This is a genomic window from Deltaproteobacteria bacterium (assembly GCA_016210005.1).
In the GTDB taxonomy this organism is placed as follows: Bacteria; Desulfobacterota; Binatia; order HRBIN30; family JACQVA1; genus JACQVA1.
The window spans coordinates 1-11,856 of the sequence record JACQVA010000181.1; the positions used below are offsets into that span (position 1 = coordinate 1).

At 67.2% G+C, this 11,856-nt stretch carries 11 protein-coding genes; 6 read left to right on the plus strand and 5 right to left on the minus strand.

Annotated features, from left to right (window positions below; all coding sequences use genetic code 11):
- Positions 1 to 437: 437 nt before the first annotated feature.
- The 3 genes from HY699_17430 (at position 438) to HY699_17440 (ending at position 4,141) form a co-directional block, all read left to right on the plus strand.
- Complete coding sequence (locus tag HY699_17430) at positions 438 to 2,144, plus strand: thiamine pyrophosphate-binding protein (protein ID MBI4517589.1); 1,707 nt, start codon at positions 438 to 440, stop codon at positions 2,142 to 2,144.
- A gap of 96 nt (positions 2,145 to 2,240) precedes the next feature.
- Positions 2,241 to 3,425 carry an N-acetyltransferase gene (locus HY699_17435; protein MBI4517590.1) on the plus strand — a complete coding sequence of 395 codons (1,185 nt, stop codon included), beginning with the start codon at positions 2,241 to 2,243 and terminating at the stop codon, positions 3,423 to 3,425.
- A gap of 35 nt (positions 3,426 to 3,460) precedes the next feature.
- Entirely contained in the window at positions 3,461 to 4,141 is a 681-nt protein-coding gene (locus HY699_17440) for an HAD hydrolase-like protein (GenBank protein ID MBI4517591.1), read from the plus strand.
- 8 nt (positions 4,142 to 4,149) lie between these two features.
- On the opposite strand, the gene HY699_17445 is transcribed toward HY699_17440, so the two are convergent.
- Positions 4,150 to 4,629: a nitroreductase family deazaflavin-dependent oxidoreductase gene (locus tag HY699_17445; protein MBI4517592.1), complete on the minus strand. Its 480-nt coding sequence runs from the start codon at positions 4,627 to 4,629 to the stop codon at positions 4,150 to 4,152.
- Positions 4,630 to 4,841: 212 nt separating this feature from the next.
- On the opposite strand from HY699_17445, the gene HY699_17450 reads away from it, so the two are divergent.
- Positions 4,842 to 5,345: a dual specificity protein phosphatase family protein gene (locus HY699_17450; protein ID MBI4517593.1), complete on the plus strand. Its 504-nt coding sequence runs from the start codon at positions 4,842 to 4,844 to the stop codon at positions 5,343 to 5,345.
- Between the two features lie 57 nt (positions 5,346 to 5,402).
- Positions 5,403 to 6,062 (plus strand): endonuclease III, encoded by a 660-nt coding sequence (locus tag HY699_17455; GenBank protein MBI4517594.1) that lies wholly within the window; start codon positions 5,403 to 5,405, stop codon positions 6,060 to 6,062.
- 10 nt (positions 6,063 to 6,072) lie between these two features.
- Here HY699_17455 and HY699_17460 read toward each other — a convergent pair whose 3' ends face one another.
- Genes HY699_17460 through HY699_17475 form a run of 4 tightly spaced genes read right to left on the minus strand, consistent with a single transcriptional unit; the run spans position 6,073 to position 11,365 of the window.
- Positions 6,073 to 7,767, minus strand: a complete 1,695-nt coding sequence (locus HY699_17460; GenBank protein MBI4517595.1) for a tetratricopeptide repeat protein — start codon at positions 7,765 to 7,767, stop codon at positions 6,073 to 6,075.
- The gene (locus HY699_17465; GenBank protein ID MBI4517596.1) at positions 7,764 to 9,494 is read right to left on the minus strand and encodes a tetratricopeptide repeat protein; all 1,731 of its coding nucleotides are present in this window, start codon (positions 9,492 to 9,494) and stop codon (positions 7,764 to 7,766) included. The genes HY699_17460 and HY699_17465 overlap by 4 nt, the downstream gene beginning before the upstream one ends.
- Entirely contained in the window at positions 9,491 to 10,426 is a 936-nt protein-coding gene (locus HY699_17470; protein ID MBI4517597.1) for an SDR family oxidoreductase, read from the minus strand. The genes HY699_17465 and HY699_17470 overlap by 4 nt, the downstream gene beginning before the upstream one ends.
- Before the next feature lie 24 nt (positions 10,427 to 10,450).
- The gene (locus HY699_17475; GenBank protein ID MBI4517598.1) at positions 10,451 to 11,365 is read right to left on the minus strand and encodes an SDR family oxidoreductase; all 915 of its coding nucleotides are present in this window, start codon (positions 11,363 to 11,365) and stop codon (positions 10,451 to 10,453) included.
- Between the two features lie 205 nt (positions 11,366 to 11,570).
- Here HY699_17475 and HY699_17480 point away from each other — a divergent pair.
- Positions 11,571 to 11,856 (plus strand): hypothetical protein (locus HY699_17480; GenBank protein MBI4517599.1); only part of this gene is annotated, 286 nt, incomplete at its 3' end.

Genomic DNA, 11,856 nt, shown 5'->3' on the forward strand with positions numbered 1-11,856 from the left:
TTAGAGCCTGCCCCCGCGAAGGCGTGGGGCGGGCATCCAGGGGCGGTGGGGCTCCGGATGGATTCCCGCCTTCGCGGGAATGACGGAGGGAAATCTGCGCGCCACGCCAAGACTTTCGGCCATAGTAGTTCAGAGCACGCCTCCTCAAGCCGCCGTCACCGCCCCGGTGAACAAACGTTTATTGCCGAATCTGCCCGGCCCTCGTGGATGACCTGCATCAGTGCATCGGATGACAGGCGGCGGGCGAGTCCACTCGGCGCATGGCTGTGACCCCATCAGTCTCTTTGGTCTTCGGGGCATATACCTATCGTATCAAGGCGCTTTGCACTAGGGTTCGGCTGGTGTCAGAGAGCATACCCGGTTGCAGCGGGCCTCGCGGTGGATCCGAAAGCCATGGCGCACGGCCGGTGCAGCCGCCAGCTCGACAGGAGGATACAATGGGCACAATCACCGGTGGCGAGTTGCTCGCGCGTTGCCTGGCCAACGAAGGCGTGAAGTTCGTGTTTGGACTGCCGTCCCCCGAGATCGATCCCTTGCTCGCTCAACTCGCCAGCTACGGCATTCGGCACGTTCCGGTACGGCACGAAGCGGCGGGCGTACACATGGCAGAGGGGCTCTATAAGACCACCGGGCAAGTGGCGGTGGTTCTCGGCAACCCCGGCCCCGGCTCCGCCAACCTGCTACCCGGCGTGATCACCGCCCGCCACGAGGGCGTGCCGGTGGTGGCGATCACCTCGCAGCACCGTCTCGGCATCGTGTATCCGTCGCCGCCCTCCACGTTCCAGGGCCAGGATCAGCTCGACGTCTTCAAGCCGGCGGTCAAGTGGGGCGGCCCGATCCTGTCGTGGGAGCGTATTCCCGAGATCGTGCGCCTGGCCTTCCGCGAGATGTGGGCGGGGCGGCCCGGCCCGGTGCACCTCGAGCTGCCGGCGCCCGTGCTATACGCGACCGGCGACGAGCACAGCGCTCCGCTCTGGCCACCGGCGGCCTACCGCCCGCCGCGGCCGCAGGCATCCGACGCCCAGCTTCGCAAGGCTGCCGAGCTGCTCGCCAACGCGCAGCGGCCGGTGGTGGTTTCCGGCGCCGGCGTTGACCGGGCGGAGGCCAACGCTGAGCTGCTGGAACTTGTCGCCCTATTGAACTGCCCGGTGCTCGCTACCATGGCCGGGCGCTCGTCGGTGGCGCTCGATCATCCCAACTATGTTTTCGGCTTCGGGCGCGGCGGTGATGTGGCCAAGCAGGAAGCCGACGTCATCCTGGTCGCGGGATCACGACTGGGCAACCTCGACATTCCGTACGACAAGTACTGGGGCGATCCCGCGCGCCAGCAACTCATCCAGATCGACGTCGACCCGCGCCATATGGGCGTCACCCGGCCACTGGCGCTCGGCATCGTCGCCGACGTCAAGAACACCATCGCGGGGCTGGTGAGCGCGCTGCGGGCACTCGAGGTACGCCCCCACGACGGGGCTGATCTGGCGCGTTACCGCCAGGTGGCGCAGGCCTGGCGGGAGGAACAGTTGGCTCCGGTGCGAAGCTGGACGGGCAGCGGCATACACCCGGCGCACGCGTTGCAAGCCGTCGGCGAGGTTTTCGGCCGGGGGGCCATCTACGTCACCGATGGTGGCAATACCTCTCTATGGGCGCACACCTGCCTGCCGCCGACGTTGCCGCGCTCGTACCACAATATTCTCGAACTCGGCATGCTCGGCACCGGCATCCCCTCCGCCATCGGGGCCAAGCTGGGCGCGCCCGAGCGCGAGGTCGTGTGCGTCACCGGCGACGGCGCGGCCGGCTTCAACTTCATGGAGATGCAGTCGGCCGCGCGCGACGGCGTCAAGATCACCACCGTCGTTTTCGCCGAAGGCTCGTGGACGATGGAGGAACCGAACGAGCGCATGCTCTACGGCCGCACCTTCGGGACTGACCAGGGCACGATTCGTTGGGAGCGCGTGGCCGAGGGCCTCGGCTGCCACGGTGAGTACGCCGAGCGGATGACTGAGGTCGAGCCAGCGCTGCGGCGCGCCCAGGCCGCCAAGGGGCCGGCGGTGGTCTGCCTGCGCACGGACCGCGACGCCAACCTGGCGATTCCGCAGGAGCTGATGCTACGCTTCGTGGAGGTGTATCAGGGACCGATGGGCTGAGGCCGGGCATGGATTCGGGCCCCGACATGTCCTACCTACGCCTCCCCTTGAACCGGCGTCCCGTTGCCGGGTAGAAGACCCGCGACGGTCTTGTCTATGGCGAGCAGACCCTCGAGCGAGTGCGGGCAGCGGACAGAGACTGTGGCGGTGGGCGACGGCGCACCAGCGCTGCGAGTCGATCCGGTAGTTACCGCCGCCGACTTGCGCCAGTTCATTCGCTTTCCCTTCCGGCTCTACGCCGGTGATCCGCACTGGGTCGCGCCGCTGCTGCTCGAGCGCCGCCAGTTCTTCAATCAACGGCGCAACCCGTTTTTCCACCACGCTGAAGCGGCCTACTTCGTCGCCCGGCGCGGCACCGAAGTCGCCGGTACCATCGCGGCGGCGGTGGATGGGAACTACGTCGCCTTTCACCAGGCCGCCATCGGCTATTTTGGTTTCTTCGAGTGTATCGACGACGACGACGTCGCCGCTTCCCTCTTCGCCGCCGCGCGCACCTGGCTGCGCGCCCACGGCATGACGATCATGCGCGGGCCAAATAATTTCACGACCAACCAGGAAGTGGGCCTGCTGGTCGACGGCTTCGACTGCGATCCGGTAGTGCTCACGACCTACAACCCGCCTTACTATCAACGGCTGTACGAGCAGGTGGGTCTAATCAAGGCGAAGGATCTGTATGCCTACTGGCTCGACGCCGGCCCGGCGCCGCCGGCGTTGGTCGAGGCCGCCGAACGCACGCGCCGGCGCCACCAAGTGCGCATCGCCAAGATGAACCTGCGCGACTACGGCAACGAGGCCAAGCGGGTCCAGCGCATCTACAATCAGGCGTGGGCCGGCAACTGGGGCTTCGTGCCGGTGTCCGACGAGGAGATCCTCGACCTGGCGCGCAATCTGCGGCTGCTTGCCGACCCCGATCTGGCGCTGTTTGCGTACGTCGACGGCGAAGCCGAGCCCGTGGGTTTCGTGCTCTGCTTGCCCGACATCAACCGTGCCCTCAAGCCGTTGCGCGGGCGGTTGTTCCCGCTCGGCTGGCTGCGCCTGCTGTGGGCCAGACGCCACATAGACTTCTTGCGCATCTTCACCTTGGGGGTGCTGCCCGACCACCATCCGCTCGGCATCGGCGCCTTGTTGTACCTGGAAACCTGGCAGAGCGGCTTGCGCAAAGGCTACCGCGCCGGGGAAATGAGCTGGATCCTCGAAGACAACGGCCCGATGAACGCCGCCCTGCAGCTGATGGGTGCCCGCATTTACAAGAGATGGCGGATCTATGACCAGACGCTGTGAGCCGCTTGCGGGCAAATGCAAAGCTGGACACAGATATGCACCGCTATGATGTAATAACGTTCGACTGTTACGGTACACTGATCGATTGGATCGGGGGCATCACCACGGCGATCGAAGCGGCCGCGTGCAGCGCCGGTCTGGTCATAGAGCGCACGGCGATCTTCCCCGCCTATCTGCGGGCCGAGGCGCAGGTGGAGCAGCTCTCGTACCGCCCCTACCGCGAGGTGCTCGCCGAGTGCGCACGGCGGGTGGCGGCGGAGTTGGGCTGGACCCTGCCGGCGGCGCAGTCCGGGTTGCTCGCCGAGAGCGTACCCCAATGGCGGCCGTTTCCCGACACCAACCCGGCGCTCGAGCGCTTGCACACTGCGGGCTACCGGCTCGGCATTATCTCGAATGTGGACGACGATCTGCTCGCTGCCACTCGGCGCCATTTCAGGACCGATTTTGCTTTCCTCGTGACCGCTCAGCGAGTGGGCTCGTACAAACCCGCCCACGCTCACTTCCTCGAAGCTCGCCGGCGCATCGCCGCCGGCGGCGCGGGCACGCGCTGGCTCCACGCAGCGCAGAGCTACTACCACGACGTTGTGCCGGCGTGCGCGCTCGGGATCCCGGTGGCCTGGGTCAACCGCCACCACGAGGCTTTGGCACCTGGGGCGGCGCACCCGCTGCATGAGGTGCCGGACCTCGCGCACTTAGCCGCCTGGCTCGCGCCCTAGCTCGAAGCTCAGACGCCGGCCGGCTGCGGCGTGAGAATGACCACCGGGATCTCGCGCTCGGTGCGCGCCTGATAGGCGGCGTAGCTCGGATACATGGCCACCAGCCGCGGCCAGAGCACGGCCTTCTCCTCAGCCGTGGCGCGCCGCGCCGCCGCCATTAGCTTGCGCCTGCCGACCTCGACTTCGACCCGGGGATTGGCTTCGAGGTTCTTGAACCAGAGCGGATGGTGCGACATCCCTCCCTTCGAGGCCACTACGACATACCTGAGGCCGTCTTCGAGGTAGAGCAGCGGCGCGGTCTGCCGCCGGCCGGAGCGCCGGCCGATGGTGGTCAACAACAGCACCGGCGCCCCACCGGGAAAGCGCCCCGCAACCCGGCCGCCGCTGGCGCGGTAGAGCCAGGTATTCAGTTGCGCTGCCACTCGCACGATGACGCTGCCGATGCGCTCTTCGCGGCGTGTGAATGCTCGGGGCTTCTGATTAGACATGCTCGGCTCTCCTACTCGCCGCGCTCTCGCCTCGATCGGCCATCGACCGCGCGGCAGGCGCAGGTTACGCCGCGGCGATTTCCGCGGCAAGCCGCAGGATAGGCGCCCGCAAGCGAGTAAGCTCGCGAGCGAGAGCACCGGAAGCCGTCATGTGAGACAGAGGAGCTGATGGGAGTTGCGCGACGGCGGGCGAACGGCTAGGCGATGAGGCCATGCTCAGAGAGCTGTGGCGCTTGTACGAATCGACCGGCCGCCCGGGAGGACGGCCGAATCTGACGCGGATCATCCCCAATTTACTGGTGGGCGAATACCCGACACCCGACGACGCGGCTTGGTTATGTAGCGAACACCAAGTGACGGCGGTGTTCAACCTGCAAGACGACGCCGATCTCGCCGGCAAGGGCTTGGACCTGCGCGATTTGCAGCGCGCCTACCGCGAGCACCATCTCGGCTTCCATCGCGTTCCCATCCCCGACGGCGACATGGACATCCTGGCCGCGCGTCTCGATCGCATCGTCGGCTTGCTCGGCCAGCTGCTTGCCGGCGAGCACTGCGTCTACCTCCACTGCAACGCCGGGCGCAATCGCGCGCCGACGGTGGCGATCGCGTATCTCCACGTGCACGGCGGCCTGCCGCTTGCCGCCGCGCGCGACTTCGTCAAAGAGCGCCGCCCCTGTGTGCCGTACATGCAGGTGCTGAAGGCGCACTACGGTTAGCGGGGGGGCGTGGTGATCAAGGCTACCCCCACGACAGGCACAGCGCAGGCAGCGGCGATGCGCGCCGCTTTCGATATCGACGTCGTCCTCGCCATTTTGCGGCGCGCCTACAAGACTTGGAATGCACCGATTGTGACATTGCTGGCACAGGAGACCCGCGATCCCTTTCAGGTCTTGATCTCGTGCCTGCTGAGTCTGCGCACCAAGGACGAGACCACCGGGCCGGCCTCGCAGCGCCTGTTTGCCCTGGCCCACACCGCGCCGGCGATGCTGCAGCTGAGCCCGCGCCAGCTCGAGCACGCCATCTACCCGGTCGGCTTCTATCGCACCAAGGCGCGCACCATCCGCGCGCTGTGCCAGCGGCTGGTCAACGAGTTCGGCGGCCGTGTGCCCGATGATCTCGACACCCTGCTCAGCTTCAATGGGGTGGGCCGCAAGACCGCCAATCTGGTGCTGACCCAGGGTTTTGCCAAGCCCGGCATCTGCGTCGACACCCACGTGCATCGCATCTCCAACCGCTGGAACTACGTGCGCACCAAGACGCCGCACGACAGCGAGATGGCGCTGCGGCGCAAGCTGCCGCGCCAGTACTGGATCGCCTACAACGACCTGCTGGTGGCGTTCGGTCAGACGATCTGCAAACCGACTTCCCCGTGGTGCAGCCGCTGCCCGATCGAGAACTACTGTCCCAAGCGGGGTGTGACCCGCTCGCGCTGAGGCTCAGACCTTACTGCGCCAGGACCGCGGCCAAGCTGTGTTCAGCCTCCGGCCAACCTGGGCGTAGTCGCAAGGCTTCGCGCAAGTGAGCCGCGCTGTCCGCCGGCCTCCCCGTCTGCGCCAGTGCGATGGCGAGGTTGAAGTGCACCTCGGGCAGCTCCGGGTTCAGCCGCAGGGCCTGGCGGAACTGCTCAATCGCCTCCCCGAGCTCGCCGCTCAGGGCGAGTGCGGTACCAAGATCGTAGTGGACATCCGGGTTGGGCTCCCGGGAGTAACGGATGGCTTCGCGGTATTCGACGATGGCGGTATCCAAATCGCCTTTGAGCGCGATAGCGGCGCCGAGGTTGTGGTGGGCCTCGGCAAACTCGGGCCGAAGGCTGGTAGCGGCGGAGTACTGCTCGATTGCCTCCTCGAGGCGCCCGGCGGCGAACATGACGGCGCCGCGCAACCCGCGCGCACTCGGCGACTGCGGCGCCAGCGCAACGACGCGGCCGGAGAGCGTGTCGCTGTCGGCCCAATAGCCGAGCTGGCGCCGGGTGGCGCGCGCCTCGGCCGCCAGTGCCACCAGCAGCACAACCACCAGGACGCCGCGCAGCCGCGCGCCGGCGTGACGCCAGAGCTCTCCGGCGGTGGCGGCGAGCGCCGCCAGCAAGCCGATTGCCGGCAGGTAGGCAAACTTGTCCGCCGCGATCACATCGGTGAAACCAATCACCCCCATGGTGGGCAGGGCGGCAGCAAAAAAAATCAGCCAGCCGGCCAGCCACGCGCGGGTCCAGCGCAACGACAGCAGCAGCACCGCCGCCAGCATCACCGAGCCGATCACACCCGCGGCCACGGCGCCGTGCGCCAGCGACATCGGCTCGGGGAACGCATAGTGGGGCGACAACCCTGTGGGCCAAAGCAATTTGTGAAGATAGAAGATAACGTTGTGACAAAGCACCAGCGGGATGCGCAGCGGCGGATACTCGCCCGGCAGGATGGTGATGGCCGAGGCCGTCTGCGACACCACGGTAATGATGGCCGAGAGACCGCCGAGCGCGAACAGCGGCAGTTTTTCCAGCAGCGCTCGGCCGCTCAACCGCCGCAGCGGCCACCAGTCCAGCAGCAGCAGTATCACCGGCAGCGGCGTGCTCGTCGGCTTGGACAGCAAAGCCAGCACGTAGAGCAAGGCCGTGGCGGCCAGCCGCAGCGACGAGCGCGCGCGGGCGTAACCGATGTAGGTGGCGATCGCCGACAAGGCGAAGAAGGCCGCCAGCGGGGTCTTGCGCTCGCCCACCCATGCGATCGGCTCCACCGTCAGCGGATGCAAACCGAACAGCAGTGCAACGGCCGCTGCCACGTACGGTTGGCCGAACAGCGCCTGCACGATCGCCATGACCAGCAGCGTGTTCAGTACATGCAAAGCCAGGCTGGTGCGATGGAACGGCCGAAAATAGTCCGGACGCCCGCCGGCAGCGGCATCGAGCATCAGCGAGATCATTGCCAGCGGCTGGTAATAGCCGTGCACCGTGGAGGGATCACGCACTTCGCCCATAAAGCGGGCAGCGGAGACCAGGCTCGGGTTCAGCACCAGGCGGTTGTGCAGCACGTACTGCTGATCGTCGAACGACATCGCGGTCGCTGACAGCACCGGCCAGTGCACCGTCACCACCAGGCCGGCGACCATGCCGGCCAGCGCCCACAGGCGCAGCCGGTCCTTGGTCATTGCGCCCCGAGCATTTGCAGATAGCGGCGCGCCACGCCGGCGACACCGGCGCTGGCGTCGAGGCGTAGCGCCTGCTCCAGGTGTTCGCGGGCGCCGGTCCGATCACCGAGCGAGTACAACACTTGCCCCAGCAGCACTTGGCTTTTGGCGCTGCGCGGGTCGAGCGCCAGCGAGCGTTGGAGCTGAGCGCGAGCCTCGGCGACCTGGCGGTTCACTTCCTGCGCGTCGTTGCGTGCCTGGGCCTGCTCGGCGCGCGTCATCGCCAGGCGGCCGAGTCCATAGTGCAAGTACGGATGCGAGTGCAGCTTCAAGCCCTCGTTGAACATGCGCTCGGCCTCGTCCAGGCGTTGTTGCCGCAAGTAAAGGTTGCCGGCGTTGTTCAAAGTCATCACCCGGGCGTCGCGGTCAGACTTGCCCGCGAGGGCGCGCTGCAAGGCCATGTCGGCCGCCTCGAGCTGGTTGCGGTTCATGTAGATCATCGCCAGCTCGCGATGGCCGAGGGCGTAATCCGGAGCTTTGGCGGCCACGTCCTGCCAGAACAAGACATCGTCGGCCCACACCCGGTTGCGGGCGAGGCACAGCACCGCGAACACGGCGCTGAGGCCGAGCACCGCGACACGCGCGGGCAGCAACCATGACGGTCGCCGCGCTGCCAGCCACACCAGCAAGCGCCCGCACAACAGGCACGCGGCAATCGACGGTATGTAAAGGTAGCGCTCGGCGACGGGGGCCTGCGCGCTGATGCGCACGATCACCGCCAACGCCGGCGCCAGCGTGACGAGAAACCACGCCAGCAAGCAAGCCGTCACCCGCTCGTCTTGGCGCCAGGCCGCACCCGCAGCGGCGGCGGTTGCCAGGGCCGTCACCAAGCCGAGCGCGGGAGACAACCAGCCCGCGGGAACCTCCGGCACATAGGCACTCAAATTCACCGGCAGCAGCAGCTTGCTGGTGTAGAAGCCGAGCGCTGCCAACAGGTCGCGCAGCGCGGCGGCCGGCGTTGCAGAGCTGGCAAAGCCGGTAACGGCCGCACCCAGTGCCAGGCGGCGCAGCATCAGGTAACTGACTGTTACAGCGAGCAGCGCCGCCAGTACCTGCCGGCTCGGGCGCCTGCCGGTAGCCAGGGCGAGCAGCGGTAGAATCAACAGCGCCCCGAGAGCGGCCTCTTTGGCAAACAGCGCCAGGCCGTAAGCGGCCACCGCTGCCGAGCGCGTCCACCGCGGTTGCTCGTGGGTGAGCCAGGCCGCGCTTAGCAGTAGCAGGGTGGCCGCTAGCACGTCCGAACGGCCGGCGATCCACGCCACTGACTCGACATGGATCGGATGCACGGCGAAGAGCGCCGCCGCCAAAGCGCTGGCGGAGGCGCTGCCCAGGAGACGAACGCCCAGCCACCACAGCAACGCGGTGTTAGCGCCGTGAGCCAGCACGACGGAGAAGTGAAACCAGAAGGGGGTCTCGCCACCCAGTGAGCGATCGAGCAGAAAGCTCAGGAAGATCAGCGGCCGATAGTAATACTTGGGCACGATCTCGGGCGGTAGCAGCAGCTCGCGCAGGCCGTGGATCGCACGCAGCTGTTCGAGAACCAGCGGGTCATCCCAGATGAAGCCGTGGCGCAGTGCGGGCAAGTAGACCAGCAGAGCCAGCGCCGTGGCGGCTAGACCCCAGGGCCATTCTCGTGGCGGCGCGCCCGCCGTAGAGGGCGGCTGCCGGCGTAGCGGGCGGCGCTTCACTCGTTACCGGCGGGCGCCGGATTGAGCAGATCCATACCCAGCGTGGAGGGGAAGAGGGCCGCAAGCTCCTCCGCCGTCCAGCGAGCGGCGGCGGTGATCGTGCGCGCAGGCGCCGGGTAATTCAGCAACGCGATTAGGCCGCCCATCACCAGGAAGGTCTGGCCGTTGATGTTAGCGGCGGCGTCGCTGGCGAGGTAGGTGACGAACGGGGCGACATCGTCGGGGTCGCGCTGCGGGCGGGGCAATGAAGTGAGTGACTCACCGCCGATGCTGGCCATGCCGCGCTGCTGCCGGATGGCGCGCGCCTGCTGCGGAATGGTCGCCACCAGGCGCGTCGCTGCCGCCGGCGCCACCGCGTTCGCCGTGATGCCGTACTTGCCCAGGTCGCGCGCCACCACCCGGGTGAAGCCGGCGATGCCGTCTTTAGCGGCGCCGTAGTTGGCTTGCCCGGAGTTGCCGTACAGACCCGAGGTCGACGACATGCTGATGATGCGGCCGGCGCTCTTCTGCTCGCGCAGCACGCGCGCCGCATGCCGGGTGCAATTGAAGGTGCCCTTGAGGTGGACGGCGATCACCGCCTCCCACTCCGCCTCGCTCATGTTGAAGATCATGCGGTCGCGCAGGATGCCGGCGTTGTTGACCAGGATGTCGAGCCGGCCAAACGACGTGAGCGCGGTCTTCACAATACGTTCCGCCGCGGCGAAGTCGGCGACGCTGTCGCAGTTGGCGACCGCCTGGCCGCCGGCAGCACGGATTTCACTGGCGACCGCCTCGGCCGCCGCCGGCGAGGCCCCCGAGCCGTCGGGCTCGCCCCCGAGATCATTGACCACCACGGCAGCGCCTTCTTGCGCCATCAGCAGGGCAATGCCCCGGCCGATGCCGCGCCCGGCACCGGTAACGATCGCTACTTTGCCTTTCAGGCGTTCGCCCATGGACGAGTCCCCGCTCCGGTGCCGTCAGCTGCGCGGCGGCGCCGGGTTCACCAAGCCCTCAGCCAGCGTTTGCGGCACCAGCGCATCGAGCTCATCGAGCGTCCAGCGCCCGGCCTTATAGATGGTCTTGATCGGCCGCGGTTGCGAGATCAACGACACCGAGCCGCCGGCACAGAGAAAGAACTGGCCATTGACGTTATCGGCGAAGTCACTCGCCAAGAACACCGCCATCGGGGCGATATCCTCGGGCTTGAGGTTTTCCAATTGGTTGAGGGCTTTCTCCTCGCGGATGATTCCCTGCTGCTTGCGAATCTCGCGGGCGCGCAGCACTTCGGGCGTCAGAGTCATACGCGTGGCCGCTACCGGGCAGATCGAGTTGACGGTCACGCCGTACTTTCCGAGGTCCCGTGCGGCGACCTTAGTCAGGCCGCTGATGCCGGCCTTGGCGGCACCGTAGTTGGCTTGGCCCGGGTTGCCGAACAAGCCGGAGCCGGACGAGAAAGTAATGATGCGGCCGCATCTCTGCGCGCGCATCAGCGGGGCGGCGTGACGGATGCAGTTGAAGGTGCCCTTGAGGTGGACGGCCAGCACCGAGTCCCACTCCTCCTCGCTCATGTTGAAGATCATGCGGTCGCGCAGGATGCCGGCGCAGGTGACCAGGATATCGATGCGGCCGAATCGCTCCACCGCGGTTTCGATGACGTTGCGCGCGCCGTCCCACGCTGCCACCGAGTCTGAGTTGGCCACAGCCCGCCCACCCGCCGCAGTGATTTCGTTGACGACGTCGAACGCCGGTCCTGTGCTGGGCGCCGAGCCATCCGCCGTGACCCCGTAGTCGTTGACGACGACGCTGGCGCCGGCGGCCGCTAGCGCCAGGGCGATTCCCCGCCCGATGCCGCGCCCGGCCCCGGTGACGACGGCGACGCGATCTCTGAGCATGTCTGTCACGGTGAGTCCTTCGTTCGGAGCCGCAAGACGGGCGGACTCTATGCGAGCCCCCCGCCACCGTCAAGCGTTGCCCGGCGACAACGCGCCGGAGCAGCTGGCCCACCGAGCGGCGCCTTGCCCTCTAAGGAGCGCACCGCACGTGTTTCCGCGCGGCGGGGCTGCGCCCAGGGCAGGTTTGCGGAGACTGTGTGCGGCCATGCTTGCCGGTGTCGCCATCGACCCGCGCTGGGGTTCGTCGCACGGCAGCAGCGACATCGACCACACGGCATCTTTACGGCGTGGGCGGAGGCGAATCTCCCCTGAACGAGGCTCGCCGATTGAGGCGCTGGAGCAACTCGGGGTGCGCGACAAATTTGTGGGTAACGTGGTGCCGACCCTGATCCTGTTCGGTGTTATGGCCGTCATTCCCGCGAAAGCGGGAATCCAGTTTGGCGTTTGGCGCTATGGACAAGCAGTTCTGCGTTTACATCCTGGCCAGCAAA

Excerpts from the sequence above, each read along its gene's own strand:
- HY699_17470 (MBI4517597.1), bottom strand. The coding sequence starts at position 10,426 with ATGGGCGAACGCCTGAAAGGCAAAGTAGCGATCGTTACCGGTGCCGGG.
- HY699_17430 (MBI4517589.1), top strand. The coding sequence starts at position 438 with ATGGGCACAATCACCGGTGGCGAGTTGCTCGCGCGTTGCCTGGCCAAC.
- HY699_17475 (MBI4517598.1), bottom strand. The coding sequence starts at position 11,365 with ATGCTCAGAGATCGCGTCGCCGTCGTCACCGGGGCCGGGCGCGGCATC.
- HY699_17455 (MBI4517594.1), top strand. The coding sequence starts at position 5,403 with ATGCGCGCCGCTTTCGATATCGACGTCGTCCTCGCCATTTTGCGGCGC.
- HY699_17440 (MBI4517591.1), top strand. The coding sequence starts at position 3,461 with ATGCACCGCTATGATGTAATAACGTTCGACTGTTACGGTACACTGATC.
- HY699_17460 (MBI4517595.1), bottom strand. The coding sequence starts at position 7,767 with ATGACCAAGGACCGGCTGCGCCTGTGGGCGCTGGCCGGCATGGTCGCC.
- HY699_17445 (MBI4517592.1), bottom strand. The coding sequence starts at position 4,629 with ATGTCTAATCAGAAGCCCCGAGCATTCACACGCCGCGAAGAGCGCATC.
- HY699_17435 (MBI4517590.1), top strand. The coding sequence starts at position 2,241 with ATGGCGAGCAGACCCTCGAGCGAGTGCGGGCAGCGGACAGAGACTGTG.
- HY699_17450 (MBI4517593.1), top strand. The coding sequence starts at position 4,842 with ATGCTCAGAGAGCTGTGGCGCTTGTACGAATCGACCGGCCGCCCGGGA.